This window comes from Bacillus sp. FMQ74 (assembly GCF_001875785.1).
In the GTDB taxonomy this organism is placed as follows: Bacteria; Bacillota; Bacilli; order Bacillales; family Bacillaceae; genus Bacillus; species Bacillus stercoris.
Window position 1 is genome coordinate 18,582 of record NZ_MOEO01000014.1, and the last position, 21,969, is coordinate 40,550.

The 21,969-nt window shown below is 43.9% G+C and carries 25 protein-coding genes and 1 pseudogene; 18 read left to right on the forward strand and 8 right to left on the reverse strand.

The window, feature by feature from the left end:
- The first annotated feature begins 55 nt into the window (after window positions 1–55).
- A complete protein-coding gene (gene kapD, locus BLL41_RS19555; RefSeq protein WP_014665171.1) occupies window positions 56–673 on the forward strand; it encodes a 3'-5' exonuclease KapD in 618 nt (205 codons plus the stop codon).
- Window positions 674–699: 26 nt separating this feature from the next.
- Here kapD and kapB read toward each other — a convergent pair whose 3' ends face one another.
- The 3 genes from kapB to patB form a co-directional block, all read right to left on the reverse strand.
- Entirely contained in the window at window positions 700–1,086 is a 387-nt protein-coding gene (kapB, locus tag BLL41_RS19560; RefSeq protein WP_071579122.1) for a kinase-associated lipoprotein KapB, read from the reverse strand.
- A gap of 45 nt (window positions 1,087–1,131) precedes the next feature.
- Window positions 1,132–2,418 (reverse strand): sporulation sensor histidine kinase KinB, encoded by a 1,287-nt coding sequence (gene kinB, locus BLL41_RS19565; protein WP_071579123.1) that lies wholly within the window; start codon window positions 2,416–2,418, stop codon window positions 1,132–1,134.
- Window positions 2,419–2,544: 126 nt separating this feature from the next.
- Entirely contained in the window at window positions 2,545–3,708 is a 1,164-nt protein-coding gene (gene patB / locus BLL41_RS19570; protein WP_071579124.1) for a cystathionine beta-lyase PatB, read from the reverse strand.
- An 86-nt stretch (window positions 3,709–3,794) separates the two neighbouring features.
- Here patB and BLL41_RS19575 point away from each other — a divergent pair, with 86 nt between their 5' ends.
- Window positions 3,795–4,055 (forward strand): DUF1871 family protein, encoded by a 261-nt coding sequence (locus BLL41_RS19575; RefSeq protein ID WP_071579125.1) that lies wholly within the window; start codon window positions 3,795–3,797, stop codon window positions 4,053–4,055.
- A gap of 27 nt (window positions 4,056–4,082) precedes the next feature.
- Here BLL41_RS19575 and BLL41_RS19580 read toward each other — a convergent pair whose 3' ends face one another.
- Complete coding sequence (locus BLL41_RS19580; protein WP_040081982.1) at window positions 4,083–4,904, reverse strand: alpha/beta fold hydrolase; 822 nt, start codon at window positions 4,902–4,904, stop codon at window positions 4,083–4,085.
- Between the two features lie 148 nt (window positions 4,905–5,052).
- Here BLL41_RS19580 and BLL41_RS19585 point away from each other — a divergent pair, with 148 nt between their 5' ends.
- The 3 genes from BLL41_RS19585 to yugI all read left to right on the forward strand — a co-directional run bounded on the left by BLL41_RS19585 (window position 5,053) and on the right by yugI (window position 7,308).
- Window positions 5,053–5,553, forward strand: a complete 501-nt coding sequence (locus tag BLL41_RS19585; RefSeq protein WP_009968070.1) for an Lrp/AsnC family transcriptional regulator — start codon at window positions 5,053–5,055, stop codon at window positions 5,551–5,553.
- A complete protein-coding gene (locus BLL41_RS19590) occupies window positions 5,554–6,714 on the forward strand; it encodes an aminotransferase (protein WP_071579126.1) in 1,161 nt (386 codons plus the stop codon).
- Window positions 6,715–6,915: 201 nt separating this feature from the next.
- Window positions 6,916–7,308: a S1 domain-containing post-transcriptional regulator GSP13 gene (gene yugI / locus BLL41_RS19595; protein ID WP_003228864.1), complete on the forward strand. Its 393-nt coding sequence runs from the start codon at window positions 6,916–6,918 to the stop codon at window positions 7,306–7,308.
- A gap of 76 nt (window positions 7,309–7,384) precedes the next feature.
- On the opposite strand, the gene BLL41_RS19600 is transcribed toward yugI, so the two are convergent.
- Window positions 7,385–7,621, reverse strand: coding sequence for a DUF378 domain-containing protein (locus BLL41_RS19600; protein ID WP_003220771.1), 237 nt, complete (start codon window positions 7,619–7,621; stop codon window positions 7,385–7,387).
- A gap of 230 nt (window positions 7,622–7,851) precedes the next feature.
- On the opposite strand from BLL41_RS19600, the gene BLL41_RS19605 reads away from it, so the two are divergent.
- From BLL41_RS19605 to BLL41_RS19625, 5 genes are all read left to right on the forward strand, one after another.
- Window positions 7,852–9,015, forward strand: a complete 1,164-nt coding sequence (locus BLL41_RS19605) for an iron-containing alcohol dehydrogenase (RefSeq protein ID WP_071579127.1) — start codon at window positions 7,852–7,854, stop codon at window positions 9,013–9,015.
- Window positions 9,016–9,117: 102 nt separating this feature from the next.
- Complete coding sequence (locus BLL41_RS19610) at window positions 9,118–10,290, forward strand: iron-containing alcohol dehydrogenase (protein WP_071579128.1); 1,173 nt, start codon at window positions 9,118–9,120, stop codon at window positions 10,288–10,290.
- 110 nt (window positions 10,291–10,400) lie between these two features.
- Window positions 10,401–11,753, forward strand: coding sequence for a glucose-6-phosphate isomerase (locus BLL41_RS19615; RefSeq protein WP_003243401.1), 1,353 nt, complete (start codon window positions 10,401–10,403; stop codon window positions 11,751–11,753).
- 58 nt (window positions 11,754–11,811) lie between these two features.
- Window positions 11,812–12,183 (forward strand): hypothetical protein, encoded by a 372-nt coding sequence (locus BLL41_RS19620; protein WP_083428083.1) that lies wholly within the window; start codon window positions 11,812–11,814, stop codon window positions 12,181–12,183.
- 59 nt (window positions 12,184–12,242) lie between these two features.
- Window positions 12,243–12,647: a YugN-like family protein gene (locus BLL41_RS19625; RefSeq protein WP_071579130.1), complete on the forward strand. Its 405-nt coding sequence runs from the start codon at window positions 12,243–12,245 to the stop codon at window positions 12,645–12,647.
- Here BLL41_RS19625 and kbfO read toward each other — a convergent pair.
- Together kbfO and mstX are read right to left on the reverse strand one after the other, a co-directional pair.
- Window positions 12,644–13,630 carry a potassium channel protein KbfO gene (gene kbfO, locus BLL41_RS19630; RefSeq protein WP_071579131.1) on the reverse strand — a complete coding sequence of 329 codons (987 nt, stop codon included), beginning with the start codon at window positions 13,628–13,630 and terminating at the stop codon, window positions 12,644–12,646. The two genes, BLL41_RS19625 and kbfO, sit on opposite strands and share 4 nt — an antisense overlap.
- Window positions 13,627–13,959: a biofilm formation protein MstX gene (mstX, locus tag BLL41_RS19635; protein WP_071579132.1), complete on the reverse strand. Its 333-nt coding sequence runs from the start codon at window positions 13,957–13,959 to the stop codon at window positions 13,627–13,629. The genes kbfO and mstX overlap by 4 nt, the downstream gene beginning before the upstream one ends.
- Before the next feature lie 46 nt (window positions 13,960–14,005).
- On the opposite strand from mstX, the gene BLL41_RS19640 reads away from it, so the two are divergent.
- From BLL41_RS19640 to BLL41_RS19665, 7 genes and pseudogenes are all read left to right on the forward strand, one after another.
- On the forward strand, window positions 14,006–14,269 hold the full coding sequence (locus tag BLL41_RS19640) for a YuzI family membrane protein (RefSeq protein WP_015483620.1): 264 nt from the start codon (window positions 14,006–14,008) through the stop codon (window positions 14,267–14,269).
- Window positions 14,270–14,309: 40 nt separating this feature from the next.
- Complete coding sequence (locus tag BLL41_RS19645) at window positions 14,310–14,987, forward strand: zinc metallopeptidase (RefSeq protein ID WP_014477803.1); 678 nt, start codon at window positions 14,310–14,312, stop codon at window positions 14,985–14,987.
- A gap of 43 nt (window positions 14,988–15,030) precedes the next feature.
- A complete protein-coding gene (locus BLL41_RS19650) occupies window positions 15,031–16,320 on the forward strand; it encodes a hemolysin family protein (protein ID WP_071579133.1) in 1,290 nt (429 codons plus the stop codon).
- Window positions 16,321–16,444: 124 nt separating this feature from the next.
- Window positions 16,445–18,109, forward strand: coding sequence for a glycoside hydrolase family 13 protein (locus tag BLL41_RS19655; RefSeq protein ID WP_071579134.1), 1,665 nt, complete (start codon window positions 16,445–16,447; stop codon window positions 18,107–18,109).
- A gap of 34 nt (window positions 18,110–18,143) precedes the next feature.
- A pseudogene (locus tag BLL41_RS22730) lies at window positions 18,144–18,269 on the forward strand (hypothetical protein); the annotation flags it as partial.
- A complete protein-coding gene (locus BLL41_RS19660; RefSeq protein WP_071579135.1) occupies window positions 18,229–18,627 on the forward strand; it encodes a secondary thiamine-phosphate synthase enzyme YjbQ in 399 nt (132 codons plus the stop codon). The pseudogene BLL41_RS22730 and the gene BLL41_RS19660, both read left to right, overlap by 41 nt.
- A 161-nt stretch (window positions 18,628–18,788) precedes the next feature.
- Window positions 18,789–19,043 carry a hypothetical protein gene (locus tag BLL41_RS19665; protein WP_003242211.1) on the forward strand — a complete coding sequence of 85 codons (255 nt, stop codon included), beginning with the start codon at window positions 18,789–18,791 and terminating at the stop codon, window positions 19,041–19,043.
- A 13-nt stretch (window positions 19,044–19,056) separates the two neighbouring features.
- Here the strand turns inward: BLL41_RS19665 and BLL41_RS19670 are convergent, their stop codons facing one another.
- Window positions 19,057–19,794 carry a protein-glutamine gamma-glutamyltransferase gene (locus tag BLL41_RS19670; RefSeq protein WP_071579136.1) on the reverse strand — a complete coding sequence of 246 codons (738 nt, stop codon included), beginning with the start codon at window positions 19,792–19,794 and terminating at the stop codon, window positions 19,057–19,059.
- Between the two features lie 158 nt (window positions 19,795–19,952).
- Here BLL41_RS19670 and mcpB point away from each other — a divergent pair, with 158 nt between their 5' ends.
- Window positions 19,953–21,941, forward strand: coding sequence for a methyl-accepting chemotaxis protein McpB (gene mcpB / locus BLL41_RS19675; protein WP_071579137.1), 1,989 nt, complete (start codon window positions 19,953–19,955; stop codon window positions 21,939–21,941).
- Window positions 21,942–21,969 lie beyond the last annotated feature (28 nt).

Consider the following 21,969-nt stretch of genomic DNA (forward strand, 5'->3'; position numbering starts at 1 on the left):
TTGATATACTATAAAGATAGCATTTTCTGATCGGAGGAAAGGCAGGTGTAAAAAGGTGACAACAAACAGCTTACTCATTATTGATTTCGAATTTACAATGCCTGACGGAAAGTACAGTCCGCAAAACTTCTTCCCGGAAATCATTGAAGCCGGAATTGTAAAGTCGATTGATGATGAAGTAGTTGAGACGTTTTCTAGCTATGTAAGACCGAAAAAGTTCCCGAAGCTTACGAAACGCTGCAAGACATTTTTGAAAATCACCCAAAAACAGGTAGACGAAGGAATAAGATTCGAGGATCTCATCCGTAAACTAAACGAGCTTGATCCTGAGAAAAACAGCACAATTATTACGTGGGGAAATATGGATATGAAAGTGCTGAAGCAAAACTGTATGTTTAACCATATCCCTTTCCCGTTTAAGGGAGAAATGAGAGATTTATCGCTTGAATACAAAAACTTTTTTGGAGACCGGACATTGACGGGTTTATGGAAAGCTGCTGAAGAGTATGGAGATTCCGGAACCGGCACCCATCATAAAGCGCTTGATGATGCTCTCACAGCATATAAACTGTTTAAGCTTGTTGAGCAGGATAAGCAGTATCTCGAAAAGCCAAAACCGCCCACAATCGGCGAAAGAATCGATTTAACCGAACTGTTCAAGCGTGCGACGTAAAAAACCCAATCTTTTGTCAGACTGGGTTATGGCCGATTGAAATATTCTTTTTCCAAAATGTCAAGATGATGAAGGGAGCGCTTTGCCCACTCCGAACCATCCTCATTCAATTTGGCTCTTAGCTGTGCTGTCGCCTCCCGCAGAGATTCGGTATAATCCGGCACTTCACCGTCATAAGGCTTCACCATATGGTGGGGGATATTTGTCTGTTCACCATATGCGAGCGCTTTTCTCTCATGAAAAAACGGCACATCCGCCTGTTTTGGATGATGAAGGTCTCCTTGTGCGGGATGGGTAAGAACCGCTTTCACTTTCACTAAATAATGCTGCGGCCTGCAAGCCGTGATTTCTCCTATGTATACACCTGTTTTGTAAAATCCTTTAACAATAGAGCCTGTCTTAAACGCGCTCATCTGTCATCACCTCGCATTTATTCTATTAAAGTTCCAAGCGATTTGCTAGTGAGGAAGATCAGCGGGAAGCTTAATTGTCACCGTAGTGCCTTTTTGGAAGCTGCTGTTAAATGAAATGGTTCCGTGATGATGTTCAATAATGGAAAAGGTTACGGTAAGACCGAGTCCCGTTCCGTTCGTTTTTAAGGAATAATAAGGTTCGCCGAGTTTTTGCATTTGATGGTCTGTCATCCCGACCCCATTGTCTGTGATGTTAATCATGATCGTATGGCCGTTTCTCTTGGCTGATATGCGGATCATCCCCTTCCCGTGAGGAACCGCTTCAATACTGTTTTTCATCAGGTTGATGACAGCTTGCTTCAGCTTTGTTGCGTCCCCGTATATCAAAAGGTCCGGTTCTGTTTCAGCCTCGACGGTTACTGACTTGTAATTGGCATACGACACCATAAGGTTGCTTGTCTCTTTAATAAGGGAAGATAAATCAAAAACCTCTTTTTCATATAATTGCTGTTTCGCCATATCGAGATAGTTTGTAATAATGCCTTGTGCCCGGTCAAGCTCTGACAGTACAAGCTTTTTGTAATCCGCACTCGACTTGTTTTGTAGGGTTTCGTCATTAAAAAGCAGCTGGACAAACCCGCGGACAACTGTCAGCGGATTCCTGACCTCATGAGCGACGCTCGCTGCCAGTTCGCTCACAATCGTCATTTTTTCAGAATGGATAAGCTGTGAACGCAAGGCGATATTTTCGGCGATGCTTTCGATAATATAGATGCTTAATAGAAGAACACTGGAGCGGAAAAGCCCTGAAACTGCCGCCTCGCAAACGAAAATCCCTGAATTTTGAAAATTTAAAATATTCAAGGCGGAAAGAATCCAGCTGGAGGCGAAAAATAGGAAAATCTCCAAGCAGCTGATCAATAAAGACAGCAGCAGTTTTTTCGCTTTGGACATAAATGGCCATTTTTTCTGAAATAAGATTGGGATAATGATAAGAAAAGGCAGCAAAGTGAAAACAAACATTGCGGAAGGTTCGTAAAAAAGCAGTTCAAAACATAGGACAGATGCGGCGACTGTGAGTCCGGAAGCGGTACTAATGTAAAATAAACAAATGATAACGGGAATCATCTGAAGGCCGTATTGTATGTAGTCCATTTCATGAATCGGGAAAATAATGCATAAAACGGAGGCGCCGCAGGCGAAGAGCGTGACCAAACCGCTGTTTATTTTTGGCACAAGAATCGCAGGTTTTCCAAGCCAAAACACTTGGTAAAGAAGAATAGGAAACAAAATAAAGCAGATATGCAGGAGATAGTCTTTTAGAATTTCCATTCGTGTGAAATCCTTTCGTATAAAATATGAATCTATTATAACACTAAATATTAGAAGTAAAATATAAAATTCCTTTATTAAGAACGCCTTTACGAATGAAGACGTAAAGGCGTTTAAGAGCTATATTTACGATAATGCGGTTTTGATGCGGCGCAGGCCGTCCTGCAGGGTTGCGAGAGAACATCCCGCGTTCAGGCGCATAAATCCTTCTCCGCCAGGTCCGTATTTCGTCCCGGGCTCTAAAATGATTTTTCCCTTTTTCAGCATCCTTTGCTGAAGCTCCGCGTCGGACAAGCCGTAAGCGCTGAAATCGAGCCAGATCAGGTAGGATGCATCCGGCTTCATCATTTTGACTTTCGGCAGCTCGGTGCTCAAGAAGGCTTCCGCTTCGTTCATGTTTTTCTCAAGGTAAGAGATCAATTCATCAAGCCACGGTCCGCCTTTTGAGTATGCGGCTTCGATTGCTGTGACGGCAAACGCGTTCAATCCGCCTAAACCATTGCGCTGCAGGCTTGCAGAAAACTTGGCGCGCTTCAGGCGATCGGGAATCATGATTGCCGAAGCCTGCAATCCGGCGATATTGAATGTTTTGCTTGGCGCAACACATGTCACGGAAATATCAGCGAAATCGTCAGAGAGCGAAGCGAACGGCGTGTGTTTGTGTCCGTACAGCATTAAATCGGAATGGATTTCATCGGATACAACTGTGACGCCATGCTCAAGACACAATTCGCCAAGCTTCAGCAAATCTTCACGGCCCCATGAACGACCAGAAGGGTTATGAGGATTGCATAAAATAAACAATGTAACGCTTGGGTCACTAAGCTTCGTTTCCAAATCTTCAAAATCCATTGCATATGAGCCGTCTCTTTCTAGCAAAGGATTATGTAAAATGTGCCGGCCGTTTTTCTCAACCATATGGTAAAAAGGCGTATAAACTGGAGGCTGTACAACTACTTGATCGCCAGGCTCCGTGAAAGCTTGTACCGCCATGCTCAAAGCCGTTACAATACCCGGGCTGAATGTGATGCTTTCCGGATTCACCTTCCAGCCGTGCCTGTTCTGCATCCATCCGCAAACAGCTTCCTTCGTTTTTTGATCCGGAGCTGTATAACCGAAAATTCCGTGGTCAAGGCGCTCTTTTAATGCTTCAGTTATCGCTTCCGGCGCGCGAAAATCCATATCTGCCACCCACATCGGGAGTGCGTCTGTCACGCCGAATAATTCGCCTGTTTTGTCCCATTTGACCGATTGGGTGCCAAGGCGTTCTTCTCGTTTATCAAAGTTCATTCTGTTACCTCCTCATGTATGTTTATTCTTCTAAGCTTCACTATGATAAAATGGAACTGCAAATTTTATTATAAGCGGTGATGAATATGGAAGAAAGTCAAGCGGTAGGGGAAATGATCAAGGTCATTGCCAAATGGGAACCGTTTAAATATGGTGAAGAGTTTTACGAAACGGAGGCTGTTGATGTCGTGCAGGCGGTCTATGATGAAGACGATCCCGCCGTGCTGGCGAAAAGCATTCAGCATATATTTGAAACTTCTTTTGAACAAACGCTGCCGATCGACAACTGCCGGGAAGTGGCTGGCCAGCTTTTATACATTAAAAACAGCAGCTCTTGCACATTTTAAAAAACCGGTTCAGCACCGGTTTTTTTTCTATTTGATAAAATCAGCAATGTGTTCGGAAACAAGTTCAGGCCGTTCTTCAGGCACCAGATGTCCGGTTTGGCTAAATGAGTATAGTACGGAATTAGGCAAATCCGCGTGCAGCCGTTTACCGATCTCCATTGGGACAATTCGATCCTCCTCGCCCCAAATCAATAATGCAGGCTTGTTCATTCTCTTCAATTGTTCGGGTTCTAAATCGCCTTCTCTATGGCGGATAAACCTTGTCATGGCTTTGAAAATCTGCTCGTCCTGAAACGGTCTACCATAGCCGTCAATCATTTCCTCATCAATCAGCGATTTGTCATGCACAACATTTAATAAATTTTTCATCACGCCTTCTTTCGAGAGCCAGCGCTTGATATATAAATGAAAATACGGGATATGGGTTCCGAAAATGATCGTCGGGTGTGAGCGTTTTAAATATCCTGAACTGCACAGCAGCACAACCTTTGAAAAAAGCTCCGGTTTTTGGAGAGCAGCAGACAATGAAATTTGCCCGCCCATAGAATGTCCGATAAGCACAGCCTGTTTCACTTGCAAGTGCTCCAAAATCCCAATGACAAGCTTTGCGAGGTTTTGATAGGTATAGATAAACGTTCTTGATTTTTCAGATTGGCCGAAAGGAGGCAAATCAAGCGCGATGATGTCGTACTTGTCCCGAAGGAGAGGGATTACTTTTCTGAAGCTGAAGGCAGACGACAAAAAACCGTGTACACAGACCAGCGTTTGCCTGCCCGGATTTTGATAATGTTCGTAGTATACATTGACTCCATCGACCGTAAACCGCCTTATTGGTGAAACCGCCTCCATTCTGTGTCACTCCCTTTTTTTGATGTTTGTATCGTGCCCTGAAATTGTCAATTCTAGCGGAAGTTTCTCCTCGTTTTTTTCTTAGCATTCGTCAAAAAACGTGATATAATGTCATGAGATTTCTTGACATTGCAAAGGTGTGAATCAAATGAAGTTGACAGAAAAAGAAACAGAAATATTAGAAATTTTAGACGAAAACAGCCGCGCCGATTTAGAAACCATTGCAAAGATGGCGGGCATCCCTGTAAATGAAGTAAAAACGATTATTGACAAACTGGAGAAAGAAAAGGTTATTATCGATTATTCCGCTATGATTGACTGGCGAAAAGTAGACGGACATGAGGGCGTTACGGCCATGATTGACGTCAAAGTAACGCCGAAGCGGGGAGTCGGTTTTGATGAAGTGGCGGAACGGATTTACCGATTCCAAGAGGTTGAATCAGTTTACCTGATGTCAGGCGTGTACGATTTGTCTGTCGTGATTCGCGGCAATTCGATGTCTGACGTAGCGCGTTTTGTTTCGGATAAACTGTCAACGCTTGATTCAGTTGTATCTACCACAACCCATTTTATCCTGAAAAAATACAAGCATGACGGCAAAGTGTTTGAAACAGGAGACGACGACAAAAGAATCGTGGTGTCACCGTAAATGACTTCGTATTTATCAGACTATGTACAACAAATAAAACCATCCGGCATCCGCAAATTCTTTGATTTGGCGGCAACGATGGAAGGCGTCATTTCTTTAGGCGTCGGCGAGCCTGATTTTGTTACTGCGTGGAATGTCCGCGAAGCAAGCATTCTCTCTCTTGAACAAGGATATACGTCATACACGGCCAATGCGGGTTTATACTCATTGCGGGAGGAAATCAGCCGTTATTTGAGCAACAGGTTTGATCTTAGCTACTCGCCAGATAATGAGCTGATCGTGACAGTGGGGGCAAGTCAGGCTTTGGATATTGCGATCCGCGCCATTGTGAATCCAGGTGAGGAAGTCATCATTCCTGAGCCGTGTTTTGTGGCGTACGATGCGCTAGTTTCTTTGGCAGGCGGCATCCCGGTTCACGTTCATACAACGGCAGACAAAGGATTTAAAGCAACGGCTGCTGATTTTGAAGCGGCAGTCACTGAAAAAACAAAGGCCATTCTCATCTGCTCACCATCGAATCCGACAGGCTCGGTTTACTCGAAGGAAGAGCTGAATGCGATTGCTGAGTTTGCCAAAAAACATGATGTCATCGTCTTAGCCGACGAGATCTACGCGGAGTTGACATATGATGAGGAATTTACAAGTATAGCGGCATTACCGGGAATGAAGGAACGGACGGTAGTCATTTCAGGCTTTTCAAAAGCATTTGCAATGACGGGCTGGAGGCTCGGTTTTGCTGCAGCACCATCCATGCTTAGGGATGCAATGCTTAAAATTCATCAATATGCGATGATGTGCGCGCCCGCAATGGCGCAGTTTGCCGCCCTTGAAGGCCTGAAGAACGGCATGGAAGACGTAGAAAAAATGAAAAAAAGCTATCGAAGAAGACGGAACCTGTTTGTAGAATCTCTCAATGAAATCGGTCTCAGCTGCCATCATCCGGGCGGCGCTTTCTATGCTTTTCCATCTATTAAAAGCACAGGAATGAGCTCAGAACAGTTTGCCGAGGAGCTACTTACGCAGGAAAAAGTGGCAGTTGTTCCTGGAAGTGTGTTTGGCCCGAGCGGTGAAGGATATATCCGCTGTTCATACGCAACCTCGATTGAACAGCTTCAAGAAGCGTTAGTCAGAATGAAACGCTTCCTGCACAAAACAACATAAAAAAAGATACGAACCTTTTGTTCGCATCCAATAAAAGGGGGGAATACTAGAAAGCCTTTGGTATTTTCAGTTTACCCCCTTTTTGCCGTGCATAAACCTGATTTTTTTATAAAAAGATTTCTTTGCGAAAATAAGACATGTGTGATATAATTTTAAATTGCGTATAAACAGATATTTAATTTAACTTAGGAGTTGTTATGAATGGCAGCAAAATTTGAAGTGGGCAGTGTTTACACTGGTAAAGTTACAGGATTACAAGCGTATGGTGCGTTTGTTGCATTAGATGAAGAAACTCAAGGTTTAGTACACATTTCTGAAGTGACTCACGGTTTCGTAAAAGATATCAACGAGCACCTTTCAGTTGGCGACGAAGTACAAGTAAAGGTACTTGCTGTTGATGAAGAAAAAGGCAAAATCAGCCTTTCAATTCGTGCGACACAAGCTGCGCCTGAGAAAAAAGAAAGCAAACCAAGAAAACCTAAAGCTGCGCAAGTAAGCGAAGAAGCTTCTACTCCACAAGGTTTCAACACATTAAAAGATAAGCTTGAAGAGTGGATCGAAATGTCCAACCGCAAAGATCTTATCAAAAAATAAGCAAGAAAAAAGCACCGGACAGGAATGTTCGGTGCTTTTGCTTTCATGCAAAATCCTATTTCAGCGTATTGATATCCTATCGCATTTCAGGATTTGCTGCTTCTTCACGTGATCTTTCCTCATTTGGCTTAAATAGCAGACCGAGGTTGATTAAGCCGGCGATTCCGACAAGTCCGTAAATGATTCGGGAAAGGGCTGACCCTTGGCCGCCGAAAATAGCCGCTACTAAATCAAATTGGAAAAATCCGATCAGTCCCCAGTTAATAGCGCCAATGATGGTTAATACAAGACAAATTCTCTGAATGGTACTCATGTTTTGCAACCTCCTCCATGAATTATTAAAACAGTTATAGATTGTGACATATTGGAGAATCTATACATGCATTCTCCATATGAGGGGAAACTGGCCTGCCCTCGCTTATATCAGCTTCTTTCCCAGCGTCTTGCAAGATAAAACCATCTGATATGCTGAGAGGCGAGAGCTGATTGCTTTACATGTGGTGAGGACATTCTGCATAATAAAAAATCTAAGGAGGAGATGTCATGCAAAACTTTACATACTGGAATCCGACCAAATTAATTTTCGGGCGCGGCGAAGTGGAAAGACTTCCGGAGGAACTCAAATCTTACGGAAAAAACGTATTGCTTGTTTACGGAGGCGGCAGCATTAAACGCAGCGGCCTGTATGATCAAGTGATTGAACAGCTGAATAAAGCCGGAGCGACCGTGCATGAATTAGCAGGTGTGGAACCGAATCCGCGTGTGTCGACTGTTAATAAGGGTGTTGCCATCTGTAAAGAACACAACATTGATTTCTTACTGGCTGTCGGAGGCGGAAGCGTCATCGACTGTACAAAAGCGATTGCCGCAGGAGCAAAGTATGATGGTGATGCGTGGGATATCGTCACGAAAAAACATCAGCCAAAAGATGCTTTGCCATTCGGAACGGTATTGACTCTCGCTGCGACTGGTTCTGAAATGAACTCAGGCTCTGTTATTACAAACTGGGAAACAAAAGAAAAATACGGCTGGGGAAGCCCGCTCGTATTCCCTAAATTCTCGATTCTTGATCCGGTGAATACATTCACTGTGCCTAAAAACCACACGATCTACGGGATGGTTGACATGATGAGCCATGTATTCGAACAATACTTCCATCATGTATCAAACACGCCGTATCAGGACCGCATGTGTGAATCACTTCTTCGTACAGTTATTGAAACAGCGCCTAAGCTGATCAATGACCTCGAAAATTACGAATTGCGTGAGACGATTCTGTACACAGGAACAATCGCATTAAACGGCATGCTTTCTATGGGTGCTAGAGGAGATTGGGCTACTCATAATATTGAACATGCAGTATCAGCCGTTTATGATATTCCGCATGCCGGCGGACTGGCGATTCTGTTCCCGAACTGGATGAGACACACATTGTCTGAAAACCCTGCCCGCATGAAACAGCTTGCAGTTCGCGTGTTTGATGTTGAAGAAGCAGGTAAAACAGATGAAGAAATCGCACGTGAAGGTATCGATAAGCTGTCCGAATTCTGGACAAGCCTTGGCGCTCCGAACCGTCTTGCTGATTATGATATTAATGATGAGCAGCTTGACACAATTGCTGACAAGGCAATGGCTAACGGTACATTCGGCCAATTTAAATCACTCAACAAAGAAGATGTGCTGTCAATTTTGAAAGCATCTCTATAAAAAAAGGGGAAATAGCCGTTTGGCTGCTTCCCTTTTTCTTTTTGTCAACTTATGTTACAATGGAAGATCTGTTTTTTACGAGCATCATTTGGAGGTTTTACTATGGAAAATTTCACTTATTATAATCCGACAAAGCTGATTTTTGGAAAAGGTCAGCTTGAACAGTTAAGAAAAGAATTAAAACGATACGGCAAGCATGTACTGCTTGTTTACGGGGGCGGCAGCATTAAGCGAAACGGCCTTTATGATCAAGTCACCGGCATTTTAAAAGAAGAGGGCGCTGTTGTTCATGAGCTGTCAGGTGTAGAGCCGAACCCGCGTCTTGCAACAGTGGAAAAAGGCATAGGCCTTTGCAGAGAGCATGACATTGATTTTCTGCTTGCTGTCGGCGGAGGCAGTGTCATTGACTGTACAAAGGCCATCGCAGCGGGCGTCAAATACGATGGCGACGCTTGGGATATTTTCAGCAAAAAAGTAACAGCGGAGGATGCGCTGCCGTTTGGCACTGTTTTAACTCTTGCTGCAACAGGCTCTGAAATGAACCCTGATTCCGTGATTACAAACTGGGAAACAAACGAGAAATTTGTATGGGGCAGCAATGTGACTCATCCGCGTTTCTCTATTTTAGACCCTGAAAATACGTTCACCGTTCCAGAAAATCAAACAGTATACGGCATGGTTGACATGATGAGCCACGTATTCGAACAATACTTCCATAATGTTGAAAACACGCCACTTCAGGATAGAATGTGCTTTGCTGTTTTACAGACGGTCATCGAAACAGCTCCTAAGCTTCTTGAAGATCTGGAAAACTACGAGCTTCGTGAAACGATTTTGTATGCAGGTACAATCGCTTTAAACGGCACGCTCCAAATGGGCTACTTTGGTGACTGGGCTTCTCATACAATGGAACACGCCGTTTCAGCTGTCTATGATATTCCGCATGCGGGCGGTTTGGCGATACTGTTCCCGAACTGGATGAGATATACGCTTGATACAAACGTAGGCCGCTTCAAAAACCTCATGCTCAACATGTTTGACATTGATACGGAAGGCAAAACAGATAAAGAAATTGCGCTTGAAGGAATCGATAAACTGTCTGCGTTCTGGACAAGCCTCGGCGCGCCTTCCCGTCTTGCTGATTACAATATTGGAGAAGAAAAGCTTGAGCTAATTGCTGATATCGCAGCTAAAGAAATGGAACACGGCGGCTTCGGCAACTTCCAAAAACTGAACAAAGATGACGTGCTTGCCATCCTTCGCGCGTCTCTATAACCCCAAAGGGCGGAATCCAGTCATTCCGCCTTTCTTCTTGACTTGATTTCACAGATAAGTTCATATAAAGTGAAAGATGAAAACATTATACCGTTATGGAGGGACAAGCAATGACGCATGTACGCTTTGACTACTCAAAAGCGTTGACTTTCTTCAACGAACATGAACTTACATACCTGCGGGACTTTGTAAAAACTGCACACCATAATATCCATGAAAAAACAGGCGCGGGCAGCGATTTTCTAGGCTGGGTGGACCTCCCTGAACATTATGATAAAGAAGAATTCGCGCGCATCAAAAAAAGCGCGGAAAAAATCAAATCTGACTCTGATGTCTTGCTTGTTGTCGGCATCGGCGGTTCTTACCTTGGGGCGCGGGCAGCGATTGAAGCGCTGAATCACGCGTTTTATAACACTTTGCCAAAAGCAAAACGCGGCAATCCGCAAGTCATTTTTATCGGAAACAACATTAGTTCGTCTTATATGAGAGACGTCATGGATCTTCTTGAAGATGTTGACTTCTCTATTAATGTCATTTCTAAATCAGGTACGACGACTGAACCTGCAATCGCTTTCCGTATTTTCCGCAAGCTTCTTGAAGAGAAATACGGTAAAGAAGAAGCGAAAGCACGGATTTATGCAACAACAGATAAAGAGCGTGGCGCATTAAAAACGCTTTCTAACGAAGAAGGCTTCGAATCATTCGTTATCCCTGACGATGTCGGCGGCCGTTATTCAGTCTTAACAGCTGTAGGCCTCTTGCCGATTGCTGTCAGCGGCGTCAACATTGATGACATGATGAAAGGCGCCTTGGATGCGAGCAAAGATTTTGCAACATCCGAACTGGAAGATAACCCAGCATACCAATATGCGGTTGTTCGCAATGTCCTTTATAACAAGGGCAAAACGATCGAAATGCTCATCAACTACGAACCAGCGCTTCAATATTTTGCGGAATGGTGGAAGCAGCTGTTCGGAGAAAGTGAAGGGAAAGATGAGAAGGGCATTTATCCTTCTTCAGCTAACTATTCAACAGACCTTCATTCTTTAGGCCAGTATGTACAAGAAGGCCGCAGAGATTTATTCGAAACAGTGCTGAACGTAGAGAAACCTAAACATGAACTGACAATTGAGGAAGCGGATAACGATCTTGACGGCTTGAACTATTTAGCCGGTAAAACGGTTGATTTCGTTAACAAAAAAGCATTCCAAGGCACGATGCTTGCCCATACAGATGGAAATGTTCCGAACTTAATCGTTAACATTCCTGAGCTGAATGCATATACTTTTGGATACCTTGTATATTTCTTCGAAAAAGCCTGCGCGATGAGCGGTTACCTCCTTGGCGTCAATCCGTTTGACCAGCCTGGAGTAGAAGCGTATAAAGTCAATATGTTTGCGTTACTCGGCAAACCTGGCTTTGAAGAGAAAAAAGCAGAGCTTGAAAAACGTCTGGAAGATTAATGTGAGAAAGCTGACTGGCATTTGCCGGTCGGCTTTTTATAAAATCAGAAAGGTGCTGATGTTCATGAAACAAGTGGTTAAACATCTCATCATTGCCGGTTTTTCTGCAGCTGTTTTAAGTTTCCTTATCTCCTTTGATGCTGTGTATACAGGGTTTTCTTCAAGCTTTGGCGGCACGCTGTCACATTTTTTGATCCACGCCTTTCTTCTCATTGGTTTGCCGCTTGCCCTTTTTACCGATGCGGTACATCGGATTTTGCATTTAAAACGAACCCATACTCTTTTCACTAAATTAGGACTCTATGCAACGGTTGTTTATGTGTCTTGGGATTCAGCTGCATGGCTTGCAGTTGCAATGGCTGTTTACTTCTTAATTGAATGCGCTTTCTTTTCTGTTGGACGCGCGAAAGAAACAACGCTTTCCATGTAGTGTATCTCTGAATGAAGTCTTGTTCGGCAGGACAGGATAAGTGAAAAAGGGGCATTTTGATGATACCAATACCTTCCGCGATAGATGGGCAGTCTTTTCTGCTCCAAGAACTGGAACAAGTGATGAAGCCGCTCGGTTATGTGATAAACGGCGGCTGGGAATACGATCATGGCTACTTTGATTATAAAATTGATGATAGGGACGGCTATTTATTTTTAAGAATCCCTGTCAATGCGGTACAGGGCAGTCTCGATGAACGCGGGGCGGCCGTCCGGGTCGGAACGCCGTTTATGCTGAGACAGGTGTTTCAGACGGATGTTGATGATCAAGCCGAGGGAGGGCCTTTCCAATCACTGTTTAATCAATTTTCCGAACCGGAAAGGCGGGACGCGGAAATTGATCCGGCATTTTTGGATATTGGCGCCTCTCTCGTGAAAGAATTGGAGGATGTTCTGCTGCATTAGATGGCAAGGAATTGGTCTGTTTCGAGTACCTTGTATGTAAGAGGAGGGGAAATTATCGGCCCCTCCTCTTTTTGTATGCCTATAATTGTTGTGTTGTGATCAAGGAAATAAAGAACACAGGTTTTGTAAGCCGCTCCCTTTAGTTCGTCAGGAACAGCAAGAAGCTCTACATGCTGGTCAAGTGTCAACTTGATTCCGTTCTGCTGTTTCGACGGCCGTAATTTGACTTGGTAATGCTGCAGCATCGCCCGGCTGATAAATTCTGACGTTCCGATGATTTGGTTTGCGCCTGCCCGCTCCGCATTGGTGACAAAACGGTCAGTCAAAATCTCGACGATGCAGTAAGCAAGGGGATTAAGCCCTTTCACAGATAAAAGAGTCAGCACTGACAGCATATCTGCTTCAGTTTCACTTTTATACTGATCAGCTGTAATCATCACTGATTCCGCTTCAGCAATATTGGCCCGTTTCAGTGTTTCATCATCGGCAGCATGCCCGCGTATGAAATGGACGTTTTCAATAAGCGGGCCTTCTGTTAAAGATTCATCGATTAGCACGACTGTTTTGGAAGGGGCCGCAAGCTGAAGATCCTTCAAAAGCCGGTTTGTTTTTTCATTCCACCCGATCAGAATGATGTGGCCCCGGCCTTTGTAAGCAACTTTTCCTTCGATGTAGCGGTGCTGCCTGCTGAATGCGGCCGCTGATAACGTTGCGAAATATGCAGTGACAAAGCTTGCTCCGCTCAAAATCAGCAGAATTCCAGCTGCCTGACCCAGCGGCGTGTGCGGAACATAGTCTCCATAACCGACTGTCGAAACCGTAACGACAGCCCACCAAATGCCTTCAAATACCGAAGTAAACTGCTTCGGCTCAAGTATATAAATGATTTGGCCAAACAAAAGAATCAGACATAAAATAATAACACCGATTCGGATAAATAACGGCCACCTGAGCCATGAAATAAATATCCGATTTGATTTCATTCTTTTTCTCCTTCTTCAGATACTGAAATGGATAAAATTTGTTTAATGATTGTATTTAATTTCTCATTTAGCTTTTCCTGGCCGTACATATCTCGGGCCTGCTTCATTAACTCGGCTGTATCGTCATCAAGCTGAATAAGCGGCTCATCAATTTCTGATTCATTATACAGCTGAATAAACACGTCCAATCCTTCATTCATTCGGTCGATTGCTGTGCTTAGCTGTTCCCTTTCCTCACTCGTCACTTTCATAACTTCCATCACACCCGTGCTTTTTTCTAACAGTATGTCCCACTTCCGGTGATGTTTTTCAAAAAATGTACAAAACATATAAAACCGGATTTCTTCATAAACTAAAACAAAAAGGATGAAAAAGATGACGATCTTCCAGAGAACGATCGTGGTTTTGATCGGTACGCAGCTGGCGGCATCCGCGGTGATTTTGTTTATTTTCGATTTAAACTCATATAATCACTTTTCCGGCAGCTTCTCCTGGCTTCATTTTCTGAAGGAACTGGCCGGCAGTTTCGCCTTTTATTTGTTTTCAGCAGGCCTGTTCTTTTTGCTGATTGGATTGTGTGCTCCGAGCCGGAAGAAAAAGCGCATTTCTGTACACGGGAAAGAAAACTCATTAAAATAATCGTAATAGAGAAATGATCATGGAAAAAGGATGATGAAAAATGCTGTTTATATTTTTAACAATAGCCGCATTGGGATTGTCGTTTTGGGCACAATTTAAAGTGAAGAGCAACTTTGAAAAATATTCAAAAGTGGAAGCCTCAAGCGGACGTACAGGGGCAGAAACAGCAAGACGGATTTTAGATATAAACGGTCTTTACGACGTGCCGGTCGAACCGGTAAGAGGCACTTTAACAGACCATTACGACCCGACAAGACGGGTGGTGCGTTTATCTGAGCCGGTCTATTACGGCCGCTCAATTTCCGCCATATCCGTAGCTTCCCATGAAGTCGGACATGCCTTGCAGCATCAGGAGTCATATGGTGCGCTTGTGATAAGACATAAAATCTTCCCAGTCGTGAATTTTGCATCCGGTGTAGCTCCTTTGCTTTTCTTAGGAGGCATGCTTCTCGGAAGCCTGAATTTGATCGGGCTTGGCATCATATTATTTTCAGCGGCTGTCTTTTTCCAGCTGATTACATTGCCTGTCGAATTCAATGCAAGCTCACGCGCGAAGCAGATTATTGTGTCAGAAGGATTCATCCGAAATAATGAAGAAAATGGGGTAAATAAAGTGCTGAGCGCTGCTGCCTTAACGTATGTGGCCGCCGCCCTGGTTTCCCTGTTTGAACTTCTTCGTTTTGTGATGATCTTCTTAAACGGTCGTGATGAGAATTAACGTTAAGGAGGTGGCCCCTTACCATTTATGGTAAGGGCTTTTTTTGCTTATTTTACAATTGATCGCCATTTTTGTTTTGATTGGCATTACGGCTGTTTTCGTTGCAGCGGAATTTGCGATCGTCAAAATCAGAGGTTCAAAAATCAATCAGCTCATCGAAAGCGGTGACAGCCGGGCGCTGGCCGCACATAAAATCATCTCCAATCTTGACGAGTATTTATCAGCCTGCCAGCTCGGGATTACGATTACAGCACTCGGCCTTGGGTGGCTTGGTGAACCGACATTTGAACGTTTTCTTCATCCCTTATTTACAATGACAGGCATGCCGGAACCGTTTAATCACATCGTCACATTTGTAGTTGCATTTATTATCGTCACTTTTTTGCATGTGGTGATGGGGGAGCTAGCTCCGAAAACGGTTTCTATTCAAAAAGCTGAAGCTGTAAGCTTATGGATTGCAAAGCCGCTGATCTGGTTTTATAAAATCACCTACCCGTTTATTAAGGCATTAAACGGCTCTGCAAGCTTTCTTGTGAAATTGTTTGGCTTTCATTCAGTAAAGGAGCATGAGGTTGTCATCAGCGAGGAGGAACTAAGACTGATCCTTTCAGAAAGCTATGAAAAGGGAGAAATCAATCAGTCTGAATTCCGCTATGTAAATAAGATTTTTGAATTTGACAACCGGGTAGCGAGAGAGATTATGATTCCGCGGACAGAAATTGCGGTTATCTCTCTGGAGCAGTCGCTTGAAGAGGCAATTCATCACATCATTAATGAACGGTATACACGCTACCCTGTCATCAAAGATGACAAGGATCATATTTTAGGGATCATCAACAGCAAAGATATGTTTAAAGCTTATTTTCTCGGCCAGCCGATAAAGCTGGAGCAAATCATGAGGCCCGTTATCAGGGTCATTGAAAGCATTCCTGTTCAGCAGCTGTTAATCCGCATGCAAAAAGAGCGGATTCATATGGCGATTCTCGTCGATGAATACGGGGGAACGGCAGGGCTTGTCACTGTCGAGGATATTATCGAGGAAATCGTCGGGGAAATCCGCGATGAGTATGATCAGGATGAAACACCGCACATCCTGAAAAAGGGCGAGCATCATTATGTGATGGATGGAAAGGCGTTAATAGACGAAGTAAATGATCTGCTCGACATTGCGATTGAAAATGAAGAGATTGATACGATTGCAGGCTGGCTCCTAACGCAAAAAATGGAGCTGAAAGCAGGGGACATCATACACGCGGAAGGCTGTGAATTTAAAATCCTCGACGCCGAAGATCATCACATCCGTTTTGTAGAAATTAAAAAAACTGATTTTTGATAAAAAACAGCCGGGGAACAAACGGCTGTTTTTTGTGTCATCAAGTCATTTCTTAAAAAGCAATGCTGTAAAGCCTTTTTTCTACATAGGATATATAAGATGGACACTGGGAAGGAGTGGCTGTATGAAAAAGGCATGGTGGAAGGAAGCGGTTGTTTACCAAATTTACCCCCGCAGTTTTAAAGATTCAAATGGCGACGGAATCGGGGATATTCAAGGAATCAGATCTAAGCTTCCGTACATAAAAGAGCTGGGCGCTGACGTCCTTTGGATTTGCCCCCTGTATGATTCACCGAATGCCGATAATGGCTATGATATTAGGGATTATCAAAACATATTAAGCGATTTTGGCACCATGGCAGATTTTGACGAGCTTCTTGATGACATTCATGATCTGGGCATGAAGCTGATTATGGATCTCGTTGTGAACCATACAAGCGACGAACATCCATGGTTCATAGAATCCCGTTCATCTATACACTCGGAAAAGCGCGACTGGTATATTTGGAAAGACGGCAAAAACGGAAAAGCACCGAACAATTGGGAAAGCATTTTCGGCGGGCCGGCTTGGGAGTATGATCAAAAGACAGACCAGTACTATCTTCATCTTTTTGATAAAAAACAGCCTGATTTGAATTGGGAAAATGAAAAGGTGAGGAATGCCGTTTATGACATGATCAATTGGTGGCTTGATAAAGGAATTGACGGATTTCGGGTGGATGCCATTACGCATATTAAGAAAAAAGAAGGGCTTCCCGACATGCCGAATCCAACGGGTCTGGACTATGTTCCTTCCTTTCCTTATCATATGAATGCTGACGGCATTATGGATTTGTTAACAGAGCTGAAGGAAAGCACATTTTCCCGCTATCCGATTATGACGGTCGGCGAGGCAAACGGCGTCGCTGCAAAGGAAGCCGCTGATTGGGCTGGAGAAAAAAACGGCATATTCAACATGATTTTTCAATTTGAGCATCTTGGCCTGTGGGATGTAGAGATCGATGAAAGCATTGATATCGCCTCATTTAAACGAATTTTAACTGACTGGCAGGACAGTCTTGAAGGAATTGGCTGGAATGCTTTGTTTATGGAGAATCACGACCAGCCCCGTTCAGTTTCTGTGTGGGGAGACGACGGAGTGTACCTGAAAGAAAGTGCAAAAGCGCTGGCTGCTGTTTATTTTCTCATGAAAGGCACACCGTTTATTTATCAAGGACAGGAACTCGGGATGACGAACGTGGCATTTCCGTCTATTGAGGACTATGATGATGTCGCAATGAAACGCCTGTATGAAACAAAAACAGCGAGGGGCACAACACACGAGGATGCGATGAAGGTTGTCTGGAAAAAGGGAAGAGACAATTCACGAACGCCGATGCAATGGAATGCTGATCCATACGCCGGATTTTCTGAGGCCAAACCGTGGATCGGAGTCAATGAGAATTACAAATGGCTGAATGCCGAGGCGCAAAAAAACGATAAAACATCCGTTTACCATTTTTACAAAAGCTTGATCAAGCTACGCCAAACATATGATGTTTTTATTAACGGGACATACAAGCTCATTTTACCGGAAGATCAGCAAATCTTTGCATATCTTCGGAAAAACGAGAGCCATACTGCACTGATTGCGGCCAATCTGACAGGAACCCCGGCGTTGTTCAGGCACTCTGGATTGCCATTGTCATCAGATGCACTCGTCTTGTCAAATATTGAAACAGAGCCGCACAAGCATATGACATCAGCACTCTTAAAGCCGTATGAGGCAAGAATATATCTATGGTGCTAAACTCCAGCCTTAGACTGGAGTTTTTTTGTTTTAACGGGTTTATGAGAGCGGTTTAACAGGAAAAAAAAGAACACAGAACGAATTAAGCGATGAGAGCGGACAAACGAAAGGAGAAACAAATGCTGAAAACACTGCAAGTCAAAACGACCAAACGAGATGAAATGATTGATATCACCCGTGAGGTGGATGCGTTTCTTCAAGAAACAGGTGTAACGAGCGGCGCAGCGCTGATTTACTGTCCGCATACGACGGCGGGCATTACAATTAATGAAAATGCCGACCCGGACGTCAAAAAAGATATGCTCAGAAGGTTTGATGAGGTTTATCCGTGGGAACATGAGCTGGACCGCCACATGGAGGGCAATACAGCTGCACACATGAAGTCGAGTACGGTCGGAGCTTCACAGCATGTCATAGTGGAAAACGGCCGGCTCATTCTTGGAACGTGGCAAGGCATTTATTTCTGCGAATTTGACGGCCCGCGAACCCGGACATGCTATATCAAAATCATGGGGTAGCACGTTGTTTTTAAGACGAAACATTTTCGCTGACATAAACCAAAAGCCGGAGGGCCTGTCTCACGTAATGAAGGCGCGCTTGACAATCGAATATCTCAGTCCCGACATCTCAAAATAACAAATCCAGGCGAATGTAACTTGATAAATCTGAGGTGACAAATATGAACATTCTTCAATACTCTTATAAAAAAAGAGGGAAAATTGAGTTTGTATTTGAAGGCTGGCCTCACTCAAAAGTTACAATGGCTCCTATCAAAGGCTACTATTTTGTCCGCTTTATCAAATGGAGCAGCTTAGACCCAATCGTGACAAGAAATGACCTTGAAAAAATGGAGTGGGCTGCGAACCAATATTTTGGCACAGCCCCTTTCTATCGCAAACGAAAGGCATTTGAAACCCCATCGTCCCGAAAATAGGCGATGGGGCTTTTTAGCGGACGATGCGGAAAAGAGACGGAACATCCAGTCTGGTCGCCTGAGACAGAAGGTAGGCTGACTGTAAGGCTCCTTTTTTCCTAAAAGAATTCAGCTTATCAATAATTTGCTTTCCGTTTAAGATTCCAAGACCATGGGCAAAATATTTATCTTCCCCCAGTAAAATCACATTTTCGCCTCTCCATTGCGCCTTTTGCGGATCAAATTCAGGATTCTTAAAATACAAACAATCTCCAAGGAAAAAGTGGTGTCCTGTTTCCGTATATATCGGCAATTTCTCATAATGCCAGTCATATAAAATAATTCTGTCAAAGCTGGCATTGAATTTATCTTCTCCGATTGTATCGATTAAGGCCAAGTAATAAATGATAACGATTGCGGTTGCGCATTCAAACGCATAAAACGGGCCGTTCTCTGCAATGTCCCGAATCGCTTTTGAAGGCGGCATTCTGTATTTCAGCTCCAAGGCGCCCTCCGGTGAAACCCTCCAATACGTTGTATTCCCGTATGTTTTTAAAAAAGTGGCAAACTTCGCCCCGCTTTTGTGCAGCGTCTTTGCCGCTGCTACAATATTCATCCGCAGTTTAAGCTCAAACATCAGTTCAGCAATTGAATGATAATCAAACTGAACAGGCGTCTCGATCATCTCTTTTAAGAGCGGATTCAGATGCTCATCAATCTGCCAGTTTTCAACATCCTGGGGACGGAGCAATTGTCCTGATACAATAATCATGTTTAGCCCCCCTTGTTTTTTATAAGATATGCAAAGGGCTTGGGCAATGAAAGCTAAAAAGACTGAAGACTGCCAAAAAGAACTTCTTCCATTTTTTATTTTAAAACTTTTTTAAGCAGCCGATATATACTGTATCAAACCTGAAGGAGCAAGTGGACATGAAGACTTTTATCAATTGGCTTAAGAAACCGTCTATTTCAAAGAAATTAATCGTCTCATTTATTGCGATTCTCATTATCCCTATTCTTATATTAGAATTTAGTTCTTACCGAAGCGCCAGCGGAAAGCTGGATCAGGAAATTATGGGGAACGCGAAAAACAGTGTCGATACATTTAATACAACCGTAACAAATGATCTGGGAGAAAAAGCGAAAGCAGTTACCTTTTTCAGTGAATCTCTTAAAAGATCCGCATTCAAAGGAAAATCGAATCAAGAAGAGATCAAAGCTAAATTTTCACAATATGTATCTATTAATCAAGGCGTAGCCAGAATTTATGGAGGCGCAGATAACGGCACTTACGTACAAGCGCCAAAAGAGAAATTGCCGGACGGATACGACCCTAGACAACGCCCTTGGTACCAGGATGCGATGAAGGCCGGCGGTGAAATTGTCGTGACAGATCCTTACGTGGCTGCGAGTGACGGAAGCATGGTCATTACCATTGCACAGGAGCTGAAGGACGGATCTGGCGTTGTCGCCATGGATATTACCATTGATAAATTGTTAGAACAGATGAAACAAATCAAGGTCGGAAAAGAAGGCTATGCTTTCATTGCAACAAAAAACAAAACATACGTAGCCCACAAGGACCATAAAGCTGGTGAAAAGCTGTCAGGCGACTGGGTAGCCAAAATGTATGCGAATGACAGCGGTGAACTGAAGTACACTCTTAATAACGAAGATAAAAAGATGACCTATACTACAAATGAACTGACTGGTTGGAAAATAGCCGGCACAATGTATATGGATGAAATTAAGGATGCCTCAAAGTCTGTACTGATAACAGGCATGATCGTGCTGATCGCTTCCATTGTGGCAGGCGGGATTTTAATTCTGTTTATCGTTCGTTCGATTACAAAACCGCTAAAACGTCTTGTTCAATCATCGAAAACGATCAGCAGAGGGGATCTGACTGAAACGATCGAAATTCATTCAAAGGATGAGCTAGGGGAGCTAGGGGAAAGCTTCAACGAAATGGGACAATCTCTCCGCTCTCTAATCAGCGCAATTCAGGACTCGGTGAACAATGTGGCCGCATCTTCCGAACAGCTCACCGCATCTGCCGGACAGACAAGTAAAGCCACCGAGCATATTACGATGGCGATTGAGCAGTTCTCAAACGGAAACGAAGAGCAAAGCGAAAAGGTTGAATCCAGCTCTCATCAGTTGAATTTAATGAATGAAGGACTCCAGCAAGTCTCACAAACATCGTCATATATTACAAAGGCGTCTATCCAATCAACGGAAATCGCCGGAACAGGTGAAAAGTTTGTGCAGCAGACAGTCGGCCAAATGAACTCGATTAATCAATCTGTTCAGCAGGCTGAAGCTGTAGTCAAAGGCTTAGAAGGGAAATCAAAAGACATTACAAGCATTTTGAGAGTTATCAACGGCATCGCTGACCAAACAAATTTGCTTGCACTAAACGCGGCTATTGAAGCGGCGCGTGCCGGAGAGTCAGGCCGCGGTTTCTCTGTCGTAGCGGAGGAAGTGCGCAAGCTGGCTGTTCAATCAGCCGATTCAGCAAAAGAAATCGAAAAGCTGATCCAAGAAATCGTCGCAGAAATTGAAACCTCCCTTCACATGTTTAAAGAGGTTAATCAGGAAGTGCAATCAGGACTTATTGTCACAGACAATACAAAAGAAAGCTTCCAGAGCATTTTCAGCATGACAAACGAGATCGCGGGCAAGCTGCAGACGATGAATTCCACCGTCGAGCAGCTGTCAGGCCGTTCACAGCATGTTTCAGCAGCAGTCAGCGGCATTGCAGACGTATCGAAAGAAAGCTCGGCAAGCATCCAGGACATTGCCGCATCAGCTGAGGAACAGCTTGCTTCCATGGAAGAGATCAGTTCATCAGCGACCACTCTTGCGCAGATGGCAGAAGAGCTTCGCGATCTGACGAAACAATTTAAAATCGAGTAAAAGCCGAAAAACAGCGCTCATCAAGGCG